Origin of the sequence: Janthinobacterium sp. LS2A (assembly GCF_036543145.1) — a bacterium.
In the GTDB taxonomy this organism is placed as follows: Bacteria; Pseudomonadota; Gammaproteobacteria; order Burkholderiales; family Burkholderiaceae_D; genus Janthinobacterium; species Janthinobacterium aestuarii.
This window is the reverse complement of sequence record NZ_JAZHPB010000001.1, coordinates 585,306-609,002: the sequence shown is the minus strand read 5'-3', so window position 1 is coordinate 609,002 and position 23,697 is coordinate 585,306. Positions and strand designations below refer to the sequence as shown.

At 65.0% G+C, this 23,697-nt stretch carries 23 protein-coding genes; 9 read left to right on the top strand and 14 right to left on the bottom strand.

Features of this window, described 5'->3' with window-relative positions; all coding sequences use genetic code 11:
- The first annotated feature begins 340 nt into the window (after positions 1 to 340).
- The gene (locus V3C40_RS02795) at positions 341 to 796 is read left to right on the top strand and encodes an RrF2 family transcriptional regulator (protein ID WP_070291511.1); all 456 of its coding nucleotides are present in this window, start codon (positions 341 to 343) and stop codon (positions 794 to 796) included.
- Between the two features lie 64 nt (positions 797 to 860).
- Here V3C40_RS02795 and V3C40_RS02790 read toward each other — a convergent pair whose 3' ends face one another.
- The 4 genes from V3C40_RS02790 to V3C40_RS02775 all read right to left on the bottom strand — a co-directional run bounded on the left by V3C40_RS02790 (position 861) and on the right by V3C40_RS02775 (position 4,606).
- Positions 861 to 2,543: a cation acetate symporter gene (locus tag V3C40_RS02790; RefSeq protein ID WP_331776435.1), complete on the bottom strand. Its 1,683-nt coding sequence runs from the start codon at positions 2,541 to 2,543 to the stop codon at positions 861 to 863.
- Entirely contained in the window at positions 2,540 to 2,848 is a 309-nt protein-coding gene (locus V3C40_RS02785; RefSeq protein WP_034755744.1) for a DUF485 domain-containing protein, read from the bottom strand. The genes V3C40_RS02790 and V3C40_RS02785 overlap by 4 nt, the downstream gene beginning before the upstream one ends.
- Before the next feature lie 129 nt (positions 2,849 to 2,977).
- Positions 2,978 to 4,159 carry an NO-inducible flavohemoprotein gene (gene hmpA / locus V3C40_RS02780; RefSeq protein WP_331776434.1) on the bottom strand — a complete coding sequence of 394 codons (1,182 nt, stop codon included), beginning with the start codon at positions 4,157 to 4,159 and terminating at the stop codon, positions 2,978 to 2,980.
- Positions 4,160 to 4,192: 33 nt separating this feature from the next.
- On the bottom strand, positions 4,193 to 4,606 hold the full coding sequence (locus tag V3C40_RS02775) for a hemerythrin domain-containing protein (protein WP_070302663.1): 414 nt from the start codon (positions 4,604 to 4,606) through the stop codon (positions 4,193 to 4,195).
- A gap of 226 nt (positions 4,607 to 4,832) precedes the next feature.
- Between V3C40_RS02775 and V3C40_RS02770 the strand changes: the two genes are divergently transcribed.
- The 7 genes from V3C40_RS02770 to V3C40_RS02740 all read left to right on the top strand — a co-directional run bounded on the left by V3C40_RS02770 (position 4,833) and on the right by V3C40_RS02740 (position 12,134).
- On the top strand, positions 4,833 to 5,711 hold the full coding sequence (locus V3C40_RS02770) for an STAS domain-containing protein (RefSeq protein WP_034756446.1): 879 nt from the start codon (positions 4,833 to 4,835) through the stop codon (positions 5,709 to 5,711).
- 7 nt (positions 5,712 to 5,718) lie between these two features.
- Entirely contained in the window at positions 5,719 to 6,081 is a 363-nt protein-coding gene (locus tag V3C40_RS02765) for an STAS domain-containing protein (RefSeq protein WP_319991462.1), read from the top strand.
- 10 nt (positions 6,082 to 6,091) lie between these two features.
- Entirely contained in the window at positions 6,092 to 6,538 is a 447-nt protein-coding gene (locus tag V3C40_RS02760; protein ID WP_070302665.1) for an ATP-binding protein, read from the top strand.
- Complete coding sequence (locus V3C40_RS02755) at positions 6,535 to 7,620, top strand: ATP-binding SpoIIE family protein phosphatase (RefSeq protein WP_235194301.1); 1,086 nt, start codon at positions 6,535 to 6,537, stop codon at positions 7,618 to 7,620. Before V3C40_RS02760 ends, V3C40_RS02755 begins: the two co-directional genes overlap by 4 nt.
- Positions 7,617 to 9,440, top strand: coding sequence for an ATP-binding protein (locus V3C40_RS02750; protein ID WP_331776433.1), 1,824 nt, complete (start codon positions 7,617 to 7,619; stop codon positions 9,438 to 9,440). Before V3C40_RS02755 ends, V3C40_RS02750 begins: the two co-directional genes overlap by 4 nt.
- Complete coding sequence (locus tag V3C40_RS02745) at positions 9,427 to 10,941, top strand: ATP-binding response regulator (RefSeq protein ID WP_331776432.1); 1,515 nt, start codon at positions 9,427 to 9,429, stop codon at positions 10,939 to 10,941. The genes V3C40_RS02750 and V3C40_RS02745 overlap by 14 nt, the downstream gene beginning before the upstream one ends.
- 71 nt (positions 10,942 to 11,012) lie before the next feature.
- Positions 11,013 to 12,134 carry a metallophosphoesterase gene (locus tag V3C40_RS02740; protein WP_331776431.1) on the top strand — a complete coding sequence of 374 codons (1,122 nt, stop codon included), beginning with the start codon at positions 11,013 to 11,015 and terminating at the stop codon, positions 12,132 to 12,134.
- A gap of 3 nt (positions 12,135 to 12,137) precedes the next feature.
- Here the strand turns inward: V3C40_RS02740 and V3C40_RS02735 are convergent, their stop codons facing one another.
- Positions 12,138 to 12,890 carry a DUF4303 domain-containing protein gene (locus V3C40_RS02735; RefSeq protein ID WP_331776430.1) on the bottom strand — a complete coding sequence of 251 codons (753 nt, stop codon included), beginning with the start codon at positions 12,888 to 12,890 and terminating at the stop codon, positions 12,138 to 12,140.
- A 15-nt stretch (positions 12,891 to 12,905) separates the two neighbouring features.
- Positions 12,906 to 13,829: a LysR family transcriptional regulator gene (locus V3C40_RS02730; RefSeq protein WP_070302670.1), complete on the bottom strand. Its 924-nt coding sequence runs from the start codon at positions 13,827 to 13,829 to the stop codon at positions 12,906 to 12,908.
- Between the two features lie 123 nt (positions 13,830 to 13,952).
- Between V3C40_RS02730 and V3C40_RS02725 the strand changes: the two genes are divergently transcribed.
- Complete coding sequence (locus V3C40_RS02725) at positions 13,953 to 14,720, top strand: SDR family oxidoreductase (protein WP_331776429.1); 768 nt, start codon at positions 13,953 to 13,955, stop codon at positions 14,718 to 14,720.
- On the opposite strand, the gene V3C40_RS02720 is transcribed toward V3C40_RS02725, so the two are convergent.
- From V3C40_RS02720 to V3C40_RS02685, 8 genes are all read right to left on the bottom strand, one after another.
- Entirely contained in the window at positions 14,648 to 15,637 is a 990-nt protein-coding gene (locus tag V3C40_RS02720) for an NAD(P)/FAD-dependent oxidoreductase (protein ID WP_331776428.1), read from the bottom strand. The two genes, V3C40_RS02725 and V3C40_RS02720, sit on opposite strands and share 73 nt — an antisense overlap.
- Complete coding sequence (locus V3C40_RS02715) at positions 15,624 to 16,076, bottom strand: RrF2 family transcriptional regulator (RefSeq protein ID WP_331776427.1); 453 nt, start codon at positions 16,074 to 16,076, stop codon at positions 15,624 to 15,626. Before V3C40_RS02715 ends, V3C40_RS02720 begins: the two co-directional genes overlap by 14 nt.
- A 111-nt stretch (positions 16,077 to 16,187) precedes the next feature.
- Positions 16,188 to 17,594: a cytochrome c gene (locus V3C40_RS02710; RefSeq protein WP_331776426.1), complete on the bottom strand. Its 1,407-nt coding sequence runs from the start codon at positions 17,592 to 17,594 to the stop codon at positions 16,188 to 16,190.
- Positions 17,591 to 19,201: a GMC family oxidoreductase gene (locus V3C40_RS02705; protein WP_331776425.1), complete on the bottom strand. Its 1,611-nt coding sequence runs from the start codon at positions 19,199 to 19,201 to the stop codon at positions 17,591 to 17,593. Before V3C40_RS02705 ends, V3C40_RS02710 begins: the two co-directional genes overlap by 4 nt.
- A gap of 9 nt (positions 19,202 to 19,210) precedes the next feature.
- Positions 19,211 to 19,735 carry a sugar dehydrogenase complex small subunit gene (locus tag V3C40_RS02700; RefSeq protein WP_331776424.1) on the bottom strand — a complete coding sequence of 175 codons (525 nt, stop codon included), beginning with the start codon at positions 19,733 to 19,735 and terminating at the stop codon, positions 19,211 to 19,213.
- 28 nt (positions 19,736 to 19,763) lie between these two features.
- Complete coding sequence (locus V3C40_RS02695; protein WP_331776423.1) at positions 19,764 to 20,930, bottom strand: porin; 1,167 nt, start codon at positions 20,928 to 20,930, stop codon at positions 19,764 to 19,766.
- A 337-nt stretch (positions 20,931 to 21,267) separates the two neighbouring features.
- Positions 21,268 to 21,723 carry a homoprotocatechuate degradation operon regulator HpaR gene (gene hpaR / locus V3C40_RS02690; protein WP_223278727.1) on the bottom strand — a complete coding sequence of 152 codons (456 nt, stop codon included), beginning with the start codon at positions 21,721 to 21,723 and terminating at the stop codon, positions 21,268 to 21,270.
- 102 nt (positions 21,724 to 21,825) lie between these two features.
- Entirely contained in the window at positions 21,826 to 23,634 is a 1,809-nt protein-coding gene (locus V3C40_RS02685) for a DUF885 domain-containing protein (protein WP_331776422.1), read from the bottom strand.
- Between the last annotated feature and the right edge of the window lie 63 nt (positions 23,635 to 23,697).

The following is a 23,697-nucleotide window of genomic DNA, read 5'->3' as shown; positions in this document are numbered from 1 at the left end:
TGATTTCCATCAAAAAAAATCCTACTCAAAGGGTCAACAAGGGCTTGCAAGCTGTTTGCCAGGGCAACAATATGAAAATTTACTACGCATTTAAGCGAAAGGCAATCAACTTTTGTCTTTCGAGGCGGAAAAGTGACGGCGCAACACACACGGCCGGCGCTCTCCTGTATGCTGCGGATGAAACAAGGATGTAATCCACATCTTTCACACACCTGACAAAAACGTAGCGAGCGGATGAGAGTTGTGGCCGAGATGCGCAGCTGTGCGGATGCACAGTGAGCATCGCAGGCCGCAAATCGCGACGCGCAGTAGCTTTGTCGGGTGTTTACTCTCTACTCCCATGCGACTGACTGCCTATACCGACTACACCCTGCGCACCCTGATGTACCTGGGCGTGCACCGCGACCGCCTCGTCACCATCCAGGACATCGCCGACCTGCATGCCATCTCGAAAAATCATTTGATGAAGGTGGTGCACCAGCTGGGCCTGTCCGGCATCGTGGAAACGGTGCGTGGGCGCAATGGCGGCCTGCGCCTGGCGCGCGATCCGGCCGAGATCAATATCGGCACCGTCGTGCGCGAGACGGAAAACGATTTTTTCATGGCGGAATGTTTTAACAAGGAAAACAATACCTGCCCGCTGACACCCGATTGCCTGCTGAAAGCCAAGCTGGGCCAGGCAACGGCCGCCTTCCTGGCCGTGCTCGACACGGTGACCCTGGCGTCGATACTCGAAGCGACGCCGGGCGCCCCCGCGCTGGCGGCCGGCGTGATTCCCCTGCGCGTGGCAAAGTAGGCGCGCCAAAAACAACAATGCCCGGCGAACCGGGCATTGTTTCCTGCAGAGACTATTTAAAACATCAATGCGCGCTGGCGCCTGCCGCGCCGATGCCCGTCTCCGAACGCATTTGCTGCGCTTCGTAGCCGGCGCGGTCGATGCGCGCGCGCGGGCTCTTGTCGAGCACCGAGAACAGCCAGATGCCGACAAAGCCGGCCGTCATCGAGAACAGCGCCGGCGAGGCGTAAGGAAACAGCGCTTCGCCATGGCCGAGCACGTCGACCCACACGGACTTCGACACCACCGTCAGCGCGACGGCCGTGGTTAAGCCGAGGAAGCCGCCGATGGTGGCGCCCCGCGTCGTGCAATCCTTCCACAGCACCGACATGAACAGTACGGGGAAGTTGGCCGAGGCGGCAATGGCGAATGCCAGCGAGACCATGAAGGCGATGTTCTGCTTTTCAAAGGCGATGCCGAGGACCACGGCGATGATGCCCAGCACGATCGTCGTCACGCGCGACACTTTCAATTCGTTGGCGCCCGTGGCCTTGCCCTTCTTGATGACGGTGGCATACAGATCGTGCGACACGGCCGACGCGCCCGACAGGGTCAAGCCCGCCACGACGGCCAGAATCGTGGCAAACGCGACCGCCGACATGAAGCCGAGGAAGACGTTGCCGCCCACGGCCTTGGCCAGGTGCACGGCCGCCATGTTGTTACCGCCCAGCAGCTTGCCGGCCGCATCCTTGAACTCGGGATTGGTGCTCACCAGCACGATGGCGCCAAAGCCGATGATGAAGGTCAGGATGTAGAAATAGGCGATCCAGGTGGTGGCCCAGAACACGGATTTGCGCGCTTCCTTGGCGCTCGGCACCGTGAAGAAACGCATCAAAATGTGCGGCAAACCGGCCGTGCCGAACATCAGCGCCATGCCGAACGAGATGGCCGAGATCGGGTCCTTGATGAAGGAACCAGGGCCCATGATGGCTTCCTTGGTGGCGTGCACGTCGACCGACTTGGCGAACAGCGCTTCCGGGCTGAAGTTGAATTGCGCCAGCACGGCAACGGCCATGAAGGTGGCGCCGCCCAGCAGCATCACGGCCTTGATGATCTGTACCCAGGTGGTGGCCGTCATGCCGCCGAACAGCACGTAGATCATCATCAAGGTACCGACAAGGACGACGGCGATCCAGTATTCGAGGCCGAACAGCAGCTTGATCAGCTGGCCCGCGCCCACCATCTGCGCGATCAGGTAAAACGCCACCACGACGAGCGTGCCGGACGCGGAAAAGATGCGGATCGGCGCCTGCTTGAAGCGGTAGGCGGCCACGTCGGCAAACGTGTAGCGGCCCAGATTGCGCAAGCGCTCGGCCATCAAAAAGGTGATGATGGGCCAGCCGACGAGAAAGCCGATGGCATAGATCAGGCCATCGTAGCCGTTCAAAAAGACGGCGGCGGAAATGCCGAGGAACGATGCGGCCGACATATAGTCGCCCGCGATGGCCAGGCCGTTCTGGAAGCCCGTGATGCCGCCGCCGGCCGTGTAGAAATCGGAAGCCGACTTGGTCTTCGCGGCCGCCCACTTGGTGACGAACAAGGTGAAGATGACGAAGGCGGCGAACATGATGATCGCCGTCCAGTTGGTCGGTTGCTTGACTGCCTGGCCGAGGTCGGCACCGGCCGCAAACGCGGCATTGCTGGCACCCAGCAAGGCCAGGACGCTCAGACAGGACACGCCGCGCAGCGCATGCTTGGCGGCGCTCATGCCTGCACCCGTGCCTGGATGGCGTTGCTCAGGTCGTCGAATTGCTTGTTGGCGCGGCGCACATAGATGCCGGTGACGAGCACGGTAAACACGATGACGAACAGGCCGATCGGCATGCCCCAGGTCATCACGCCGGCGCCCGTTTTCGTGGCCAGGAATTCCTTGTTGAAGGCGATGAGCAGGATGTAGCCGTAGTACACGAGCATCATCAGGCCCGTCAGCGCCCAGCCGAAGCGGGAACGCACCTTGACCAGCTGATGATAGCTGGGGTCGCTCTTGATTTTTTGAACCAGATCGTCATGCATTGTGTTGCCTCCTGTTATGTAAAAGCGTGCTCTTTTGTGCGAGCTTGGATTCACAGTACAGCGCGAGGCTTACCCGCCCCTTACGGCAGCGTTTTTTCTCGCGGGGACAACACAAGGCAGGCAGAAAAATCAGTTCAAGGCGGCAGCCGGTCCGAAGAATTCATGGTGCGTCTGCTGTTCCGGCACGCCCAGTTCGCGCAAGTATTGCTTGACGGCCCGCATGAACGGCTGCGGTCCCAGGAAATAGGCGTCGACGTCACGCGAGGCTGGCAGCCAGTTTTTCAGCTGCTCTTTATTCAGCAAGCCGACGGCATCCGGCGCATCGTGCTCGCCACCATGTTCCGCATAGCAGTAATAGCGCTGCAACTGCGGGTGCTGCGCGGCCAGCTCGTCGATCTGCGCGCGAAACGCATGCACGCCGTGGTTGCGCGCCGCGTGGATGAAGTGCACGGGACGCTTGCCGCGCAGGGCCGCCGTCAGCATGGCCAAGGTCGGCGTGATGCCCACGCCGCCGCTGATCAGCACCAGCGGCTTGTCGCTGTCTTTCAGCACGAAGTCGCCCGATGGCGGCGTCAGCTGCACAGTGCCGCCCGCCTGCACGTGGTCGTGGAAATGGTTCGACACCTTGCCGCCCGCTTCGCGCTTGACGCTGATGCGGTACGTCTGGCCATTGCTGGCGGCCGACAGCGAGTATTGGCGGCGCATGGGCACGCCATCGACGGTGGCCAGCACGCCGATGTACTGGCCGGGCGCAAAATCCAGCACGGCCTGGCCATCGGCGGGCGCCAGCAGGAAGGACGTGATCTCGCCGCTTTCCACCGTCTTGCTGCGCACGGTAAAGTCGCGCGCGCCGCTCCAGCCGCCGGGCGCGGCCGCCTGCGCCTTGTAGATGCGCCCTTCTTCGCCGGCCAGGATGTCGGCCAGCTGGCCGTAGGCCGCGCCCCAGGCGTCGATGACGGCATCGCTGGCCACCTCTGCGCCCAGCACTTCGCGGATCGCTTGCAGCAGGCTGGCACCGACCAGCGGATAGTGCTCGGCGCGAATTTGCAGGGCCACGTGCTTGTTGACGATGGTGGCCACCAGGTCACCCAGCGCATCCAGTTGATCGATATGCTTGGCATACATCAGCACGCCATTGGCCAGCGCGCGCTGCTGGTCGCCGCTGTGCTGGTGCGCCTGGTTAAAGTACGGCAGCACTTCCGGATGGTCGCGGAACAGATTCTTGTAGAAGTGGCGCGTCAGCGCTTCGCCACCCTGCTCGAGGATGGGCACGGTGGCCGTGATGATGGCGCGTTGTTCTTGGGTCAGCATGTAAAACTCCTGTGTGGATATGGGTAAGCGGTCTCAGGCCAGCGTCTCTACAGCTGGATATAACTCATGGTCTTCGCGGCGCATGCGCTGGAACAGCGCGTGCAGCACGGTATTGGCTTCGCTGCGGAAGGCTTCCGGTTCGGCTTCCAGGCGCACGGGCGTATTCCAGCGGCCGGCGAAATCGAGATAGGCGCCGGCGATGCCGTGCATCTCGTTTTCGTACTGGCGCCCCAGCTGGGCCACCTTGGCCACGCCGGACGCTTGCGCGGCCGGATACAGGTAGCGCTGCTCGACGGCCAGGTGCAGCTTGATCAAGCCGCTCATGGCGATGATCTGTTCGGCAATGGCCTGCGCCTGCGCGGCCACACCGCCGCGCGCCAGCTGGCGCAAGTCGTCGATGGCGGCCAGGATGGCCAGATGCTGCTGTTTGAATTTGTCGATATTCATGGCGTTTTTCTCTTGTTGAGTGTAGCCAGTGTAGCGGAATTGGCATAAACATGCAAATTACATGCATCTTTAAAGCTTCAACGTTTCCTGGAGGAATGTAAATCGACATGTGCCACTATGTGCGGCACAGAACACAAGCTTCCGCGATGCCTGCCTATAATTTGCTCATCACAGCGCGGGCCCGTTTGCGGCCGTGCCGCACCCTCCACTCAAGCCAAGGATGAGCATGAAAAACAAAACGGGCACGGGCCAGGCGCAGCAACTGGCCGGCATCATCAACGAACACCACACGGAACTGCTGGATGGCTGGATGGCCGGCCTGATCGCCCGCCTCGTGCGGCGCGACAAGATCGCGGAAAACGAGCTGCGCCAGCAGGCATCGCAATTGCTGCCGCTGCTGGCGGGCGCGCTGGAAAGCGGCGACTCGTTCGACATCGAAGGCGGCGCCTGGGACGATACGCGCCAGCTGATCGCGGAAATATCGCAGTCGCGCGTGCGCCAGGGCTATTCGCCGATCGACACGGCCAGCTTCATGTTCGCCCTCAAGGAACCGCTGTTCGGCTACCTGCGCAAGGCGATCACGGCGCAGCCGGAGCAGCTGGGCGATGCCATCGTCAGCACCAGCAAACTGTTCGACGAGCTGGGCCTGCTGACCATCGCCATCTACCAGAAGGCGCGCGAACAGGTGATTCTGCGCCAGCAGCAGGAATTGCTGGAACTGTCCACGCCCGTCGTGCAACTGTGGCAAAACGTGCTGGCCCTGCCCCTGATCGGCACCCTCGACAGCGCACGCACGCAGGTGGTGATGGAAAGCCTGCTGCAAAAGATCGTCGATACGGGCGCCCTGATCGCCATCATCGACATCACGGGCGTGCCGACCGTCGACACCCTGGTGGCGCAGCACCTGCTGAAAACCATCGCCGCCGCGCGCCTGATGGGCGCCGACTGCATTATCAGCGGCATCCGCCCGCAGATCGCGCAAACGATCGTGCACCTGGGCGTCAACCTGGAAGACGTGATGACCAAGGCCACTTTGGCCGACGCCTTCGTCGTGGCCCTGAAACGCACGGGCTCCAGCATCAGCTACCAGCAGCAAGCACACTGAGGAGCCTATGGAAAGAATCCCCATTTTACGCATGGGCCGTCTGCTGCTGGTGACGATACAGGTGGACATGCACGACCGCCTGGCGATGACCTTGCAGGACGACCTGACCACCCGCATCGTGACGGACCGTGCCACGGGCGTGCTGATCGACATTTCCGCGCTCGACATCGTCGACTCCTTCATCGGCCGCATGATCAGCAACACGGCGGCGATGGCGAAAATCCTCGACGCGCGCACCGTCGTCGTCGGCATGCAGCCAGCCGTCGCCATCACCCTGGTGGAACTGGGGCTGACCCTGGAAGGCGTGAGCACGGCGCTCAACGTGGAGCTGGGCATCAGGATGCTGGAACGGGGCGGCGCATGCGCATGACGGGGGCGCCATGCTAGGCGCGCAGGCACAGGAGCGGACTCAGACGGGAGGGCCGCAGACGCAGCAGATCCTGCCCCTGCACAGCGACGAAGACGTCGTGCGGCTGCGCAAGCAGGTGCGCGACAGCATGGTCGCCATGGGGTTTGGCCTGATCGAACAGACCAAGATCATCACGGCGGCCAGCGAGCTGGCGCGCAACACCCTGCGCTACGGCGGCGGCGGCGAAGCGCGCATCGCGCGCGTCTGCGATGGCGCGCGGCAGGGACTGGAGCTGCGCTTTGTCGATGCGGGACCGGGCATCGACGATATTCCCCTGGCGCTGACCGATGGCTACACCAGCGGCGGCGGGCTGGGACTGGGGCTGGGCGGCGCCAAGCGCCTTGCCGACGCATTTCACATCGACACGGCGCCCGGCGCGGGCACCACCGTCACCATCGCGAAATGGAAGCTGTTTTGAACCACCAGGAACCACAGCCTGACATTCTCAGGCAAAGAAGTTTTCCCATCGGCGAACCGAGCGAGATCGCCGCGGCCCGCCGCGCCGGCAACGAGCTGGCGCGCCGCATCGGCTTCGACGACGTGCGCACGGGCCAGCTGGCCATCATCATCAGTGAAGCGGCGACCAACATCGTCAAGCACGCACAGCGCGGCGAAATCCTGCTGCGCAAGGTGCTGCGCGGCGGCACCAGCGGCATCGAAGTGCTGGCCATCGACAACGGCCCCGGCATGGCCAATGTACGCCAGCACATGCAGGATGGCCATTCCACCACGGGCACCTATGGCGTGGGGCTGGGCGCGATACGCCGCCTGGGCCAGGAATTCGACCTGTACACGGCGCCTGGCAAGGGCACGGTGCTGATGGTGGTGGTCTGGGGGCAGCACGCCAGCAGCGCCATCCCCGCCCATCCGAACTGGCGCATCGGCGCCGTGTGCCTGCCGCTGGCCTCGGAACAGGTGTGCGGCGACGCCTGGAACGTGGTCTGCGAAGGCCATGAACTGAGCCTGATGGTGGCCGATGGCCTGGGCCACGGCCCGTTGGCGGCGCGCGCCTCGGAACGCGCCAGCGCCTTGCTGGAAACCGACACGCCCGGCTTGCCGCCCCTGCCCGCCCCCTTCATCGAACTGGCCCACGGCGCCCTGCGCACGACGCGCGGCGCGGCCATGGCGGTGGCGCATATCGACAGCGCGCGCCGCGAATTGCGCTATGCGGGCGTGGGCAATATCGCCGCCTGCGCCTTCGATGCGCAGCAGCGCCGGCATCTGCTGTCGCATAACGGCATCGTCGGCAGCAACCTGCGCAAGGTGCAGGAGTTCTGCTATCCATGGCAGCTGGGCACGACCTTGATCATGCACTCGGACGGCTTGCACACGCGCTGGGACCTGGAACAGTATCCGGGCCTGGCGCAATGCCACCCCAGCCTCGTCGCCGCCGTGCTGTACCGCGATTTTGCGCGCGGGCGCGACGACGTCACGGTGGTGGTGCTGCGCGAACATGAGGAATGCCAGGCCGTCACCGCGGAAAGGAGCGAAACAGCATGACGCAACGCATATTGACGGCCCATATCGGCAGCGAACTCGATGTGGTGGGCGCACGCCAGCGTGCGCGGCAGATCGCCGCCCTGTGCGGCTTCGGCGTGCAGGACCAGGTGCGCATCGCCACGGCCGTGTCGGAACTGGCGCGCAACGTCTATAACTACGCCGGCAGCGGCAAGGTGCATTTCGCCATCGACGGCCAGACGGCGCCGCAGGTGCTCAGCATCCGCATCGAGGACCAGGGTCCCGGCATCGCACAGCTCGACAAGATACTGGCCGGCACCTACCGCTCGCCGACGGGCATGGGCCTGGGCATCCTGGGCGCCCAGCGCCTGATGGACCGCTGCCATATCCACAGCACGCCCGGCGAAGGCACGCAGATCACGCTGCACAAGCTGTTCCCGCGCGACGCGCGCCTGCTCGACGGAAGCATGATCGGCACGCTGTCCGGCAGCCTGCAGGCGCTGCCTTCGGATATCACGCTGTCCGAAGTGCAGCAGCAGAACCGCGAGCTTTTGACCACGCTGGCCGAACTGAAGACGCGCCAGGACGACCTGCTGCAGCTGACGCGCGAGCTGGAAGACACCAACCGCGGCGTGGTGGCGCTGTTCGCGGAACTCGACGAAAAAGCCGACCACCTGCGCCGCGCCGACCAGATGAAATCGCGCTTCCTGTCGAACATGAGCCATGAATTCCGCACCCCGCTCAGCTCCATCCGCGCCCTGTCCAAGCTGCTGCTCGACCGCATCGACGGCGATCTGTCGGAAGAGCAGGAAAAGCAGGTGATGTTCATCCTGCAAAGCGCCGTCAGCCTGAGCGACCTGGTCAACGACCTGCTGGACCTGGCCAAGATCGAGGCGGGCAAGGTCGACGTGCACGCCAACAGCTTCCAGGTGGCCGACCTGTTCAGCGCCCTGCGCGGCATGCTGCGCCCGCTGCTGGTGTCCGAGTCGCTCACCCTGACCTTCATCGACCCTGACCCGGCGCTGCACATCCATACGGATGAAGGCAAGCTGTCGCAAATCCTGCGCAACTTCATCTCCAACGCCCTCAAGTTCACCGAGGCCGGCGCCATCGTCGTCAGCGCCACGCCCTTGCCGGAGCAGGACGCCATCCGCTTTTCCGTCTCCGACACGGGCCTCGGCATCGATGCCGAAGACGTGCAGCTGATCTTCGAGGAATTCAGCCAGGTGGAAAACCACATGCAGCGCAAGGTCAAGGGCACGGGCCTGGGCCTGCCCCTGTGCCGCAACCTGGCTACACTGCTCAATGGCACGGTGTCCGTGGAAAGCACGCCTGGCGAGGGCTCGCTGTTTTCCGTCGTCCTGCCCACCAGCTACCATGCGCCCGAAGGCAGCCTGCCGCCATGCGCGCCGGCCAACGACAATGGCAACGACCAGCGCGTCGCCGTGCTGGTGGTGGAAGACAATCCGCCCGTGCGCCTGCTGTATGAAAAGTTTTTGGCCGGCAGCGAATTTCGCGTCGTTCCCGCGCGCAGCGTGCGCGAGGCGCAGGAGCGCTGGGAACAGCAGCGCCCCGCCGCCGTCATCCTCGACATCCTGCTGCACGGCGAAACGGCCTGGCACTGGCTGGCCGAGCTGAAAAACGACCCGCTGCGGCGCCAGGTGCCCGTCATCGTCGCCACCGAGATCGACGACGTGCGCAAGGGCCTGGCCCTGGGCGCCGAGGCCTACTACATCAAGCCGCTGTCGCGCCAGCAATTGCTGGCGACCCTGCGCGCGCTGATCGGCAATACACATCACCGGCAAGAGCCGGCTCCGCCGCAAGGCACAACCACATGGGACAATGCGCATGCTACCGGATAACAACAGCGATGCTCTGATCCTGAACGTCGATGACAGCGACGGCGCACGCTACGCCAAATCGCGCATCCTCAAACGCGCCGGCTTCAAGGTCATCGAAGCGTCGAACGGCGGCGACGCGCTGCTGCGCGCCCGCCAGGACCGCCCCAACCTGATCCTCCTCGACGTCAAGCTGCCCGACATCAACGGCCTGGAAGTGTGCCGTCAGTTGAAGGGCGGCGCCGAGACGAACACCATCCTGGTGCTGCAGACGTCCGCTTCCTGCATCGGCACGGCCGACAAGATCCGCGCCCTCGATGGCGGCGCCGACAATTATCTGGTCGAGCCGATCGAGGCCGATGAACTGATCGCCAACGTCAAGGCGCTGCTGCGCCTGGGACGGGTCGAGCGCGCGCTGCGCGACGTGGACCGCCGCAAGGATGAATTCCTGGCCACCCTGGCGCACGAATTGCGCAACCCGCTGGGCCCCATCCGCACGGCGCTGGCCCTGCTGTGCAAGCTCGACCCGGTCGTGCCGGCAGTGCAGGACAACGCGCGCCGCACCATCGGGCGCCATACCGACCACCTGGTGCGCCTGGTAGACGACCTGCTCGACGTATCGCGCATTTCGCAGGGCAAAATCTCGCTGCAATGGGAAAGCGTGAGCCTGGCCAGCGTGATCCGCAGCGCGCTGGAGACGAGCTCGCACAGCGTCGAGGCGCGCGGCCATGCGCTGGACGTGAACCTGCCCAAGGAAGAACTGTGGGTCTGCGGCGACGCCGTGCGCCTGTCGCAGATCGTCGCCAACCTGCTGCTCAACGCGGCCAAGTTCACGGCGCCGGGCGGGCGCATCGCCATCACCGCCGTGCGCGAAGGCGACAACGTGCGCATCCGCCTGAGCGACAACGGCATCGGCATCGCCGCCGCCAGCATCGACAGCATCTTCGGCCTGTTCGAGCAGAGCGGCCACTCGCCCGACCGGGTGCAGGACGGCCTGGGCATCGGCCTGTCGCTGGTGCGCAATCTGGTGACCTTGCACGGCGGCCAGGTCAGCGTGCACAGCCCTGGCGTGGGGCTGGGCAGCACCTTCGAAGTCATCCTGCCGCTCGATGCCAACCTGCCGCAGCCGGCCGCGCCAGCGCCGGAGGCGGCCACCAGCAGCAGCCAGCGCATCCTCGTTGTCGACGACAACTGCGATGCGGCCGACACCCTGGCCGAACTGCTGGAAATGTACGGCCACACGGTGCGCACGGCCTACACGGGCACGCAGGCAACCGAGCGCACCCTGGAATTCAAGCCCGACATCGTCTTTCTCGACATCGGCCTGCCCGACATGAGCGGCTACGACGTGGCCGTCAAAATGCGCCAGCTGCCGATACCGCAGCAGTTCCTGCTCGTGGCGCTGACCGGCTATGGCCAGGAACACGACCGCCAGGCGGCCCTGGCGTCGGGTTTCAACGAACACTTCGCCAAGCCTGTCGATTTTGGCAAGCTGGCCATGCTGGGATTGCATATCGCACCGTGAGCGCGGTGGCGGCTGCGTGTTGCCAGGGCGTCCGCTATAATCGGCGGCCGCCCCACCACTGGAATCACGCCATGAAAACCCGCACGCCGCTGCTGCGCATCACCATGATACTGGGCGCCCTGCACGCCCTGCTGGGCTGGCTGCTGCTGCCTGCCCTGCCCGTCGGCCTGGCCGGCTGGCTGCTGGGCGGCCTGGTCTTGCTGGCTTCGACCATGCTCATGCCTATGACCATCTTCGCGCGCGCCGTCACCAACGATGGGCGCCTGGCCGACCGCTTGAGCTGGGCCGGCTCGCTGTGCATGGGCTTTTTTTCCTCGCTGTTCGTGCTCACGGTGCTGCGCGAGCTGCTGATGCTGATTCCCGCCGCCCGCCAGCACGCGCAGGCGTCCGCCGTGCTTGTCCTGCTCCTGGCGCTGCTGGCCACCGCCATCGGCTACCTCAACGCCCGCAGGGTGGCGCGCGTGCGCGAGGTCGACGTGCCCATCGCCGGCCTGCCGGCCGCCTTGCAGGGCTTGACCATCGTGCAGCTGAGCGACATCCACGTGGGCGCCACCATCAAGCGCGCCTACGTGGAAGCCATTGTCGCGCGCGCCAACGGCCTGCGGGCCGACATCATCGCCATCACGGGCGACGTGGTCGACGGCACGGTGGCGCAACTGGCCAGCCACACGGCGCCGCTGGGCGAGCTGCGCGCGCGCCATGGCGTCTTCCTCGTGACGGGCAACCACGAATACTATTCGGGCGCCGCGCCGTGGGTGGCGGAGTTCCGCCGCCTGGGCTTGCGCGTGCTGATGAACGAGCACACGGTGCTCGAACACGACGGCGCACGCCTGGCCCTGGCCGGCGTCACCGATTTCAACGCGGCCAGTTTCGACCCTGCCCAGAAAAGCGACCCGCAAGCGGCCATCTCCGGCGCACCCGCCGATATCCCCCGCATTCTGCTGGCGCACCAGCCGCGCAGCGCGCCCGGGGCCGAAGCGGCCGGCTACGATCTGCAACTGTCGGGCCACACGCACGGCGGACAATTCTGGCCCTGGAATCTGTTCGTGCCGCTGCAGCAGCCGTATGTGGCGGGCCTGCACCGGCAAGGCCGCTTGTGGATTTATGTGAGCCGCGGCACCGGTTACTGGGGCCCGCCGAAACGCATCGGCGCGCCGGCGGAGATTACGAGACTGAGGCTGGTGGCGGCGTAGAACCTAATCGGCCCAGCTGGCCATCCACACCTCAAAACGCGCCGCCACGGCCGGCGGATTCAATCGTTCCATCGCTCCTTCCACCGCCTCGCTGTCGCTGACCTCGAACAGCAGCACGAAATCGTCGCGCTGCGCGCCCGCACCAAAACAGCCTTCGGCATCGAGCTGCGCCAGCGCCGCGATGCAGGCGTCGAACACGCCGCTGCGGAAGGTATCGAAATCGACGTCGAAGGGCAAGTCGCGGTGCGCCTGCAGCAGCAAGCGGTAGGCGCTGTCGAAATACGCGACCCCGTCATCAAACGCCCATTCCGCCGGATTCCACAGCATCTCTTCGCCGTACTCCGAGGCCGCCAGCGCTTCGCAGCTGTTGGCCGCCGGGCCGATGGTCATGGCGCTGTCGTCGCTGACGAGCGCGAAAGCGTCGATGTGCTGATCAGGATGGGCACGGCGCACGGCCCCAAATGCCCGGCGCGCGGCGTCCGCCACCAGGGTGTGCAGCAGCGCGAAATCAAAGACGGCCGGGTCGATGAGCATGCCGCGCGCCAGGGTATGGCCACCGGCGACAGCAGCATCGCAATGGGACAGATAGGCAGCCTGCGCTTCGGCGACGCTCGCATACTGCGTGCGCGTCTCCGCGCCCCAGGTCATGGCCGCGCCGCTGGCCGTCCACACGGTGGTGCCGAACACGCGCGCTTCCTGGAAGCGGGCCGGCTGATCATGGTCAAAGGTGTAAAACAGGCTGTAGTTGTCAGGCATAAGATTTTTCATCGATTAATCGGGCCGTATCTGCGCGGCGAAATCGCGCTGGCGGAACTGTTCCAGCAAAAAATCGACGAACACGCGCGTCTTTGCGGGCAGCAGTTTCTTGCTCGGATAGTACACGGACAAAGGGCCGGAATCGGCATGCCAGCCGGGCAGCAGCCGGACCAGGGCGCCGCTGCGCAAATGGGCCAGCGCGTGCGGCATGGGCAGCAGCGCCACGCCGACGCCAAGAATGGCCGCCTGCGCCATCGCTTCCGGATCGTCGAAAATGGCGCGCGGCCGGCATTCGGCCACGCCTTCGCCGCCCGAACCGTCGCGCAGTATCCAGCTGCGCAATCGGCCGCTGCCGGCCGAGCGGCGCGCCACGCCGTCGAATTGTGCCAGGTCCGACGGGTGCATGGGCATGGCCTTGCCCCGCATGAAGGCGGGCGATGCCGTGGCGACGATGTGGGCGTGGCCCAGTTCGCGCGCCACCACGCCCGGCGTCAGCTCGATGCCGCCGCCGATGGCCACGTCAAACCCTTCGCCGACCAGGTCCACTTGCCGGTTGTCGAAATGGCAGTCGGGAATGACGCCGGGATAGCGCGCGATGAAGTCGCCCAGCAAGGGCACCACATAGCTGCGTCCGAACGACGGCGCCATACTGATTTTCAGTATGCCGGCCGGCTGGCCGCCCTCTTCCGCCACGCCGGCAATCGCTTCGCGCAAGGTGGACAGGGCACCGCCGATCTGCTGCAGGAAGCGCTCGCCCCCTTCCGTCAGGGTCAAACGGCGTGTGCTGCGCTGGAACAGCCGCAACCCCAGGCTCGCTTCCAGCCGCGCCACGTTCTTGCTGACGGCCGCTGGCGTCAGGCCCAGGCGGCGCGCGGCGGCCGAAAAGCTGCCCAGCTCGGCAGACAACACAAACGATTGCAAGTGATTGAGGGCTTCCATGCGCCTATTCTACCCGCTCATTTGATACCAATGGTTGAAAGTGATTGTAGCGATTCATGGCTAGCGCGGCAGGAATGAAAGGCAGATACTGAATTCCTCGACTCCCCACTCAGAAAGCTCATCATGCAAACCCAAGCCACCATCAGCACCTCCCTGCCACTGCAAGACAAGATCGCGTTCGTGACGGGCGGCTCGCGCGGCATCGGCGCCGCCATCGTACGCCGCCTTGCCAGCCAGGGCGCCAACGTCGTCTTCACCTATCAAAGCTCCGCCGCCGAAGCGCAGGCGCTGGCCGCCAAAGTGGAGGCAGCCGGCGGCAAGGCCCTGGGCGTGCAGGCCGATGCGGCCGACGCCTCCGCCCTGACGGCGGCCATCGCCAAGGTGGCGGCGCAGTTTGGCCGTGTCGACATCCTCGTCAACAATGCGGGCGTGTTCCTGCCTGGCGCCATCGACGATTTTTCGCTGGAAGACTTCGACAAGACCTTGAACGTCAACGTGCGCGCCGTCTTCGTCGCCATCAAGGCGGCCGTGGCGCACATGCCGACGGGCGGGCGCATCATCAATATCGGCAGCACGAATGCGCACCGCATGCCGTTCGGCGGCGCGGCCGCCTACGCCATGAGCAAATCGGCGCTGAGCGGCCTGACGCAAGGCCTGTCGCGCGACCTGGGCCCGCGCGGCATCACCATCAATAATGTGGAACCGGGCCCCGTCGCCACGGACATGAACCCGCCGACGGGCGACTTTGCCGACCTGATGCACGGCCTGATGGCCCTGGCCCGCCACGGCACGGCCGATGAAATCGCCGGCATGGTCGCCTATCTGGCCAGCGCGGAAGCGGCGTTCGTCACGGGCGCCGGGCTGAAGATCGATGGCGGTTTTGCCGCCTGATCGAGTCCGAACATCAGCGAGCGGTGCGCCGCCACGCCGGCCATGGCGCCATCGGCCACCGCAAACGCCACGCTGCCCGCCATGCGGCCCGCGTCACCGCAGCAAAAGACGCCAGGCACGCTGCTGGCCTTTTGCTCGTCGGTGCGCACGAACGGTCCCATGAGCCCCTCTTCCAGCGCGCAGCCCAATTCGCCGGCCAGGGAACTGGCCAGGCGGGTGCGGGTCGCCACGAACAGGCCGGCCATCGCGTGGCGGCTGCCATCGGCCATGACCACGTCGGCCACCGCGTCGATCCGCGCCACGGCCGTACGCACCAGCTTGACGCCGCGCACCTCCAGTTGCGCCAGCTGCGCCGCATCAGGCTCGAACGCGCCATTGAGGAAAAAAGTGACCGTGCCCCAGTCGGGCAGCATCAAGGCATGGTGCATGGACAGGGGGCCGGTGGCCAGTACGCCGATGGCGCCCTGCTCCAGTTCATAGCCGTGGCAATACGGGCAGTGAAAGACGCTGCCGCCCCAGCGCTCGGCCAGGCCATCGACGGGCGGCAGTTCATCGATCACGCCGGTGGCCAGCACGAGGCGGCGGCCGTGGACGACATGGCCGTCCGCCAGGGTCACGCCGAAGCCATCGCCATCGCTGCTGGCCGCCGCCTGCACGGCCATGCCGTCCAGCCAGGTGACGGTGGCATACGCCATCAACTGCGCCTTGCCCTCGGCCGCGATGGCGGCCGTGCCGCTGCCGTCCTGGGTCAGGAAACCGTGGGAATGGCTGGCGTAACGGTTGCGCCGCTGGCCGCCGTCGATCACCAGCACGCGGCGGCGGGCGCGCGCCAGTTGCGTGGCGGCGGACAGACCCGCGTAGCTGCCGCCAACGATGATGGCATCGAACGGGATGCCAGGCGATTCAGGAATGTGCATGTGGTGCTCCTTTGTGGGTGGCGTATTGTTGGCTGAAACGGTCGGCCAGGTCGGCCAGGGTGACGGCGCCAAAGCGCTGGATCAGCAGCGCCTCGGCTTCATCGAAGGCGCCGGCCAGCGACTGGTTGACAACCTGCTCGACCAAACAGCCCGGCTGATCGACACGGTTGCCCATGGCGAAGATGGTGGGCGAACCCACGGCCACGTAGATGTCTTGCAGGGTCACCTTGTGCAGGTCGCAGACGATGCGCCAGCCGCCGCCATGGCCCTTGTCCGACGCCACGTAGCCGCGCTCGCGCAAGCCAGCCATCACGCGCCGCACCAGCACGGGGTTCGTATCCAGGTAGCCGGAGAGTTCCTCGGACGTCATCGGGCGTCCCGCATGGGCCATGTGCAGCAGCACATGGAGGATCGATGATAGTTTGCTGTCGCGCCTCATGTAACTAATGATAGTACATAATCCCCACAGATGCAAACCAGTTGCAAATTTTTGCGTAAAAAAGGGCCAGACTTTTCAGTCTGGCCCCAGCCTTTGCTTCAGGACGTCTTTTTACGCTGCTGATGTTTCCTTGCGCCTGCGACCCCGCCACCACAGCAGCAAAGCCAGCAGCACCAGCACGCCGACGATGATGCCCGCGCGGGCCAGGCCGATCAGGTTCGACGGTGCGCCGCCATTGCGCAAGGTCGTCACCTGCTCCGCCGTCACCTTGATGGCGGGATTGCCGTACATCCGCTGCACGTAATTGCCGAGGGTGACGATCTGCTCGTCCGACAGGGTCTGGCGAAATGCGGGCATCAGGTGGCCGGCATGGCTACCCTTGCCACCCTGCCGTTCCACGCCATCGAGTATCGCCATCACCAGGTTATTGCTGTTGCCGCGGCCCGTCGCCGAGTTGTGGAACAGGGGCGGCAAGCTGCCATCGAAACTGCCCTCGCCCTTGGCCTGGTGGCAGCTGGCGCACTGCGCATCGTAGAGCTGCGCACCCGACATCGTGTTCAGGTTTTGCGGCAGCGGCACGCCGCGGATGCTGCTCAACTCGTCGCCAGCCTGGCCCCATTGCGTCACCGGTTTCACGTCCGCCTTGTCGCGGATGGCGGGCACGCTCTTGATGTAGTGCGCGATGGCGTTCAAGTCCGCGTCGCTCAGGTGCTTGAGGCTATGGTCGATGGCCTCGGCCATCGGGCCTGCCGCCTGGCCCCGGTGCGCGGCGCGGCCCGAGCGCAGGTAGCCGGCCAGTTCCTGCTGGCTCCAGCTGCCGATGCCGCTGTTGACGTCCGACGTGATGTTCGGCGCATACCAGGTGCCCAGGTCGGCGCCGCCCAGCTCCTTCGACAGCTGCTCGGCCATCAGCGCGTTGCGCGGCGTATGGCACGTGGCGCAGTGGGCCAGGCCTTGCGCCAGGTAGGCGCCACGGTTCCACTCCATGCTTTTCGACGCATCGGCCACGAACGGTTTTTTATCGAGGAAGAGCAGATTCCAGCCCGCCATCGACAAACGGATATTGAACGGGAATGGCAAGTCCGTCTTTTGCGCCGGCGCCGTGTCCACTGCCGCCACGCCATGCATGAAGTAGGCGTACAGGGCGGCCGTGTCGTCATCCGTCACCTTGGCGTAGGCCGTGTAGGGCATGGCCGGGTACAGATTGGCGCCGTCGGCCCGCACGCCGTGGCGCACGGCGGCGGAAAACTGCGCCAGCGTGTAGTTGCCGATGCCATGCGTTGTCGACGGCGTGATGTTGGTGGCGACGATGGCGCCCAGCGGCGTGGCCAGGGCCAGGCCGCCCGCCATCGGCTTCCCGCCAGGCACGCTGTGGCAGGCGATGCAGTCGCCGGCCGTGGCCAGGTAGCGGCCGCGTTCGATCGCCTGCACGTCCGCGCCCGGCGCTTGTGCCGCCAGCACGGGCAAGGCCAGGGACAGCAAGGCGGCGCCGGCCGCCAGTCTGAAGATCGCCATCATGCCGTGCCTCCCTGTTGTTCGTCGAGGATATGCTTGACGGTGCGCAGGGCCACGGCCAGGCCGTTTTCCGTCGAATTGCAGGTGCCGGACGTGGGCAGCACGCCCGTGCTGCACAGGAACAGGTTGGCGTGGTCGAAAGTACGGCCCCACTGGTCGCATACGGCCTTGGCCGGGTCGGAACCCATCGACAGGGTGCCGCAGATGTGCTGGTTGTTGGCGAACACGCCTTCCTTGCTGTGACGCAGATTGGTGCCGCCCATCAGCTTGGCGATGCGCTCGAAATCCTGCTTCGAGCGCTCGTGGCCCCGCTTGGTGTACTCGTCGATCGCATAATGCGCCTGTGGCTTGGGAATGCCCATGGCATCTTTCTCGCTGCTGAGGGCGATGCGGTTTGCCGGGTTCGGCAGTACTTCCAGCACGTTTTTCAAGCTCATTTCACGCGCCGAGCGGAAACGCAGCTGCTGTTCGAATGCTTCGCCAAACACACCCTTGCCGATCAATTCCCTGGTGGCGCCATCGACTCTCGAGATGTTCGTGAAATCCAGGCGGTACGGCGAATGCCGGCTGCGGAAATCGCCATCGCGCATGGTGTTGATGGAATTGGGGCTTTGCGGCCCCCGGCCCAGCCACAGGTCTTCATCGGCGTCGAAGGTGATCGAGGTGCTCGGGTGGTCCATCAGGTTGCGGCCCACCATGTCGCTGCTGTTGGCCAGGCCGTTCGGGTATTTGTCCGAGGCGGAAACGAGCAGCAAACGGGGGCTTTCAATGCCGTTCGCGGCCAGGATGAAGGTCTTGGCCGTGACCCGGTGGCTCTTCTTGTCGACGTCGTAGTACAGGGCGGCCGTGATGCGGCCCTGCGCATCGTGTTCCAGCTTGTAGACGTTGGCGTTGCAGACGATCTTGACGCCCGCTGCTTCCGCCTGCAGCGCGGCGATGCCGCCATGGTATTGCGCGTCGATGGGGCAGATCGGCTGGCAGCTGTTATTGCCGCAGCAGGCCGGGCGGCCATCGTAGCTGACGCTGTTGCGCGCCACCGTGTTGCCAACCACCTTGAACGACGGGTCGAGGCGCTCGCGGATGCGGCGCATGGCGTACGGTTCCGTCACGGAGTCCATTGGGAATGGCTGCTTGCGCGGCGAACCCGTGTTCTCGGCACCCGAAACGCCCATGATCTCTTCCGCTTCCTGGTAGAACGGCTCCAGATCTTCATAGCTGATCGGCCAGTCGACGCCCACGCCATACAGGGTATGGATGCGGAAGTCGTTCGGCACGTTGCGCCACGCTTGCGCGGCCCAGTGCCACGAAGTGCCGCCGAACTGACGGATGTATTCGGCCGGGTATGGATACGGGCCGGCCTGCACCAGGTAGCCGTTGTCCTTCGGCTGGTAGATCGGGTGCGGCGCCGTGGCCACCGATGGATACGGCGACATCCAGTCGCTGCGGCGCGTCGTGTTGCGGAAACGGGCGACGATTTCGCCGCGCGACACGCGCGGACCCGCTTCCAGTATCAGCACCGAGGCACCGGCCAGCGCGAGCTTGCGCGCAGCCAGCGAACCGATGATGCCGGAGCCGATCACAAGGTAATCGGCGGAGAGTTCTTCAGCCATGATGGCTCCTTAAATTGGTTTTCTGGCCCAGCTGCCGTAGGCGCCGTAGGAATACGTGGGAGGTTTGAGCACGTCGGCGACGACGGCCGCGTTCAAGGCCTGCTCGTAGGCGACGCAGACGGCCGCCTCGCCCGTGCCGACGATGCCCAGGTACCAGGCGCTGGCGATCTGGCGCGGCAAGGCCGCCAGCGGCGACTGGGCCGGGTCCAGCGCGTCGAGCGCTTCCTGCAAGCCGGCCGCCTGCAGGCCCTGCGCATTGATCAGCGCCAGCAGCGCACGCACCTTCGCGGGGAAGGCGGCGTCCTGCGCCACCAGCGCGTCATACAGGCGTGTGGCCAGCACAGGGTCGAGCACCTGGCGCCCGACCAGCATGGCCGACACGCCGAGGAAAGCGCCCTGCTCCGCATTGGCGACCGGTTCGGCCAGCGCCCAGGGAATCAGCGCCGCGGCCGACGCCGACAGCAGGCCGGCCAGCACCATGCGGCGGCCGGGATTCAGAGGGCCGCGGCCCTCCTTATTGTGTGTAGCGTCCAATTGAAGCTCCCGTGAGTTCAGCAACCGTTCAGAAAGAATGCTTGAGACCGACCATCACCACCGTCTGCCCGCCGTTCGACGACGGCGTGCCGTTTTGCGAATCGCCGACCGAGGCGACGGCGTTGACGATCGCGCCGTCCTGGCCCAGGGTCTGGCCGCGCGCCAGCTGGCGCGCTTCGATCAGATAGATCGCCGTGCGCTTGGACAGCGCGTAATTCTGTTCGAACGACAGCTGGCGGTAGCGCGCGCGATCGGCGATGCCGTTGGCGTGGCTGGCGAAGGTGTCGCTGTAGCCGGCGGACAGGAACCACTGCGGCGTCAGCTGGTAGCTCGAGATCAGGCCGGCAGTGTTGAAGATGACCGTGTCGCGGAAGGCCGAGCGGCTGCCCGCCTGGTATTGCACGTTGCTGGCATTCGCGCCCACCATCCACTTGCCCATGGTGTAGCGCGCGCTGGCGGCGATGAACGTTATGCTTTCCGCCGAGGCGTAGCCCTGGTTGAGGGCCGAGATGCCGAAGCTGCCCGATGCGTTATCGCTCCAGCCGGCGCCGTTCTTCCCATTTTTCAGTTTCAGGTAGCCGAGCGCGAATTCGGCTGGCGACGTGCTGTACTTGACGGCGGCGCTGAAGCTGCTGCCCACGGCATTGCCGTCGGCCGCTTCGCCAAAGCCGTATTGCGCGCTGGCCTGCAAGCCACGCCAGGCGGGCATGCTGTAGGTGACGGAATTGCTGATGCGCACGGTCGTGTCGAGGCCGTCGATGTCGCCCGGGTGGGCGCCGGTGGCGCCCGTCAAGACGTTGCTCGACGCCAGGGAACCCACGAGCAGGTAGTACGGCGTGTACTGGCGGCCCGCCGTCACGGTGCCGTAGGCTGCCGATTGCAAGCCCACATAGGCCTGGCGGTTGAACAGGGCGCTGGCCGAACTTTGCGCGCCTGTATCGCTTTCAAAGCCGTTTTCCAGCAGGAACAGCGCCTTCAGGTCGCCGCCCAGGTCTTCCACGCCCTGGAAACCGATCTTGCTGGCGGACAAGCTGCCGCTGCGCATATAGGTAGTCGACTTGCCGCCCTGGTTGCTCGCGTACGCGGTGGCCGCGTCGACCACGCCGTAGATGGTGACATTGCTTTGGGCGCAAACGTTTGCGCCGACGAGCGTGGAGACGGCGAGCGCCGCAGCGCGCATGCATGGTGTGTTCATTTTTTTCCTGACTTTGCTGTTTTATCTGGCGAAATACGGGCGTGGCGCCGCGTTGCCGCCCCATCCATGGATATGGGCGTCCGCTGTTCTTCTTGACTTGGATCAAGTGAAGCAAATTATACGCTTATTTACTCATATGTAAGTGATTGACTGTAGGGCTTAGTCTTATAGCAAAACTTTCTTGTGTCTTATAGCAAATCCGGCAGACGTGCGGACGCACGCCCGGCAGCACGGGGAAATCACAGGAACAGGCATGGAAAAAGCAGCGGCAGCGCATGCTGAAAAACACGCGCCCGAAGGCCGTACGGAAAGGGAAAGATGGGAGCGGGGTTGCCGCTCAGCGCAGGATGGCGGGCGCCACCGGCAGAGTTTCAAGAGCAATAAACGCTTCCAGGGCGCGGCGCATGTCTTCAAACACTTGCTTGCCGTACGCCGCTTCCAGATGCGCATATTGCAGGTCGATCAGCTTACCCATCTGCATCAGCAAACTGGCGCCCGCTTCGGACAGGTGCACCTTGCGGCGGCGTTGGTCGCCTTCGAACTTGCTGCGCCCGATCAGGCCGATCTCTTCCATGCGCGCCAGGATGCCGCTCATGCTGGGGCTCGAAATCTGGCAGATCTCGCACAGCTCGCGCGGTTCCAGGGTCGGGCTTTCATTCAGCGCGCGCATGATGCGCCACTGCTGCTCCGTCACGCCGAAGTGATTGAGGATGGGGCGGAAATGCTGGAGCAGGCTGTCGCGGGCCTTCAGCAGCAGTTGCGGCATGTTCGGATAACGGATCGGTAGCTGCAAGTGGAACTCCTGGGTGGGCCAGCACAATGAGCGTCATTATACGACTGGCCCGCGGACAATAGCGGCAAAATTCCCCTTCCCTGCCGCTCCCGTGCCATGGCGTCAGCTTTTGGCTTTTCTCTGCTCGGGGATGAAGTGTTCGCGCACGGCCTTGGCCAGCAAGTCCGGCGGCAGCAAGCCCTGCCCCAGCAGGAAGTTGTTGAACGCCAGGCGGTCGAATTTCTCGCCCAGCGCCAGCTCCGTTTCCGCGCGCAGCTGCAGGATGCGCGTATAGCCATAGAAATAGCTGCCCGCCTGGCCCGGCATGTTGAAGGTGTAGCGGTCCAGCTCCTGGCGCGCCATCGGTTTCGACAGCATCACTTCATCCGTCAGGATGCGCCCCGCTTCCTCGCGCGTGACCTGCCCCAGGTTCAGCATCGGGTCGAGCATGGCGCGCGCCGCGCGCAGCATGCGGAACTGCAGCGCGATGAACTGGCCTTCGGCCGGCTCGTACGGGATCATCTCCGCTTCCGCGTACAGCGCCCAGCCTTCGACGTTGACGCTGTTGAACGCGTACAGGCTACGCGCCTGCGATACGCCCCGCTCCACCATGGCGCTGAACTGCAGCTCGTGGCCAGGGCGGCCTTCATGCGCGCTCAGGGTCCAGGCGGCGCCCGCGAAATTGAAATCGTCATACGCTTCGCCCTTGCCGCTGGCGGCCGGATTGCTGACGGGGAGGACGAACTGGCCGTGCTCGCCCGTATTGCCAATCAGCGGAGGCGGACGCATATGCGGCGCCGGCTGGGCCGCCGATTCTGCGGCGGACGCCAGGCGCATGGTCATGGCGCGGGCAGGAATATCGACCACGCGCTGCCAGGCGATGCGCTGTTCCAGCTGCGTATTGACACCCTTGTAGTGCGCTTCGAGCTGCTCGTTGGGGATGGAATCGCTTTTCAGCGCGCGCAGCACCTGGCGGTAGTCCGTGCCGTCGACGCCCTTCAAGGCCAGCTTGGCCGCCACCACGGGCGCCAGCGCCTGCATGGCGGCGCGCGTTTCCAGATAGGCCACCTGCGCCCGTTCGACCAGCGCGCGCGGCTCGATGTCGATGCCCACCTGTTTCAGGCGGAATGCATACAGCTCGGGCGCCATGCGGAAATCCGTGCGCGACAGGGGCAGCACCACTTGCTTTTCCCATGCCGCATACTCGTTCAGCTGCTGCTCCATGGCCGCCAACGCGCTTTCTGCCCCCGTGATCTTCATGTCGGCGAACAGCTTGCGGATGCCGGCGATATACGTCGGCACGTTTTCCAGCGACTGTTCCACCTGCAGGCGCACGGGGCCCGCCAGGCCAGGCTGGCCGATCTTTTCCGTGAAACGCGCCTTGGCCTGCGCCGTGATCGGCGTGCTGCCCGGGAACTGGCCCACGTAGCGTTGCAGGCGTTCGAGTGCCTTGGCGCGGCGCGCTGCCGGACGCTGCTCCTGCAGCAGGCTTTGCATGCTGCCAAAGACCATTTGCGGCACATCGACCCACGGCAGGGTGTATTTGGCTTCCAGCTGCGTGCCCATGATTTCCTGGTCGACGGCGCCGATCAGGATTTCCAGGTCCTGGCGTATGCGCTCGTCGCGTTCCAGTTCCAGCTTTTGCTGCAATTGCGCGCGCGCCTTCTGCATGGCCGCCACATGGCGCTCGGTGATGTTCGGCCCCAGGTCGGCGGCCAGGCCGTCGTACTGGGCCAAGCCCGTGTCGGAGGCGTCTTCGGGCGAAAACTGCGCCTGCGCCGCCAGCACGATGGCCGCGTTGCGGTTGCTCGCTTCAACCCAGGCCGATGAAGCGCCGGCAGTGGCAGGGACGGCGGCCATGGCGGGCATGGTAAACGCGATGGAGAGTGCGGCTACCAGCACGGTCTTGCACAATTGCGGAGTGACGGACATCGGGAGATTCCTTCCTGAGGTGAGCGATGAGCGAAGCGGCGAGTATCGGCCAGCCCCGGGTAA

What these genes read in the sequence shown, in the direction of transcription:
- V3C40_RS02735 (WP_331776430.1), bottom strand. Translation starts at nt 12,890, where the DNA reads ATGCCTGACAACTACAGCCTGTTTTACACCTTTGACCATGATCAGCCG.
- V3C40_RS02710 (WP_331776426.1), bottom strand. Translation starts at nt 17,594, where the DNA reads ATGATGGCGATCTTCAGACTGGCGGCCGGCGCCGCCTTGCTGTCCCTG.
- V3C40_RS02740 (WP_331776431.1), top strand. Translation starts at nt 11,013, where the DNA reads ATGAAAACCCGCACGCCGCTGCTGCGCATCACCATGATACTGGGCGCC.
- V3C40_RS02750 (WP_331776433.1), top strand. Translation starts at nt 7,617, where the DNA reads ATGACGCAACGCATATTGACGGCCCATATCGGCAGCGAACTCGATGTG.
- V3C40_RS02760 (WP_070302665.1), top strand. Translation starts at nt 6,092, where the DNA reads ATGCTAGGCGCGCAGGCACAGGAGCGGACTCAGACGGGAGGGCCGCAG.
- V3C40_RS02770 (WP_034756446.1), top strand. Translation starts at nt 4,833, where the DNA reads ATGAAAAACAAAACGGGCACGGGCCAGGCGCAGCAACTGGCCGGCATC.
- V3C40_RS02695 (WP_331776423.1), bottom strand. Translation starts at nt 20,930, where the DNA reads ATGAACACACCATGCATGCGCGCTGCGGCGCTCGCCGTCTCCACGCTC.
- V3C40_RS02705 (WP_331776425.1), bottom strand. Translation starts at nt 19,201, where the DNA reads ATGGCTGAAGAACTCTCCGCCGATTACCTTGTGATCGGCTCCGGCATC.
- V3C40_RS02765 (WP_319991462.1), top strand. Translation starts at nt 5,719, where the DNA reads ATGGAAAGAATCCCCATTTTACGCATGGGCCGTCTGCTGCTGGTGACG.
- V3C40_RS02785 (WP_034755744.1), bottom strand. Translation starts at nt 2,848, where the DNA reads ATGCATGACGATCTGGTTCAAAAAATCAAGAGCGACCCCAGCTATCAT.
- V3C40_RS02745 (WP_331776432.1), top strand. Translation starts at nt 9,427, where the DNA reads ATGCTACCGGATAACAACAGCGATGCTCTGATCCTGAACGTCGATGAC.
- V3C40_RS02730 (WP_070302670.1), bottom strand. Translation starts at nt 13,829, where the DNA reads ATGGAAGCCCTCAATCACTTGCAATCGTTTGTGTTGTCTGCCGAGCTG.
- hmpA (WP_331776434.1), bottom strand. Translation starts at nt 4,159, where the DNA reads ATGCTGACCCAAGAACAACGCGCCATCATCACGGCCACCGTGCCCATC.
- V3C40_RS02775 (WP_070302663.1), bottom strand. Translation starts at nt 4,606, where the DNA reads ATGAATATCGACAAATTCAAACAGCAGCATCTGGCCATCCTGGCCGCC.
- V3C40_RS02790 (WP_331776435.1), bottom strand. Translation starts at nt 2,543, where the DNA reads ATGAGCGCCGCCAAGCATGCGCTGCGCGGCGTGTCCTGTCTGAGCGTC.
- V3C40_RS02795 (WP_070291511.1), top strand. Translation starts at nt 341, where the DNA reads ATGCGACTGACTGCCTATACCGACTACACCCTGCGCACCCTGATGTAC.
- V3C40_RS02720 (WP_331776428.1), bottom strand. Translation starts at nt 15,637, where the DNA reads ATGCACATTCCTGAATCGCCTGGCATCCCGTTCGATGCCATCATCGTT.
- V3C40_RS02715 (WP_331776427.1), bottom strand. Translation starts at nt 16,076, where the DNA reads ATGAGGCGCGACAGCAAACTATCATCGATCCTCCATGTGCTGCTGCAC.
- V3C40_RS02685 (WP_331776422.1), bottom strand. Translation starts at nt 23,634, where the DNA reads ATGTCCGTCACTCCGCAATTGTGCAAGACCGTGCTGGTAGCCGCACTC.
- V3C40_RS02725 (WP_331776429.1), top strand. Translation starts at nt 13,953, where the DNA reads ATGCAAACCCAAGCCACCATCAGCACCTCCCTGCCACTGCAAGACAAG.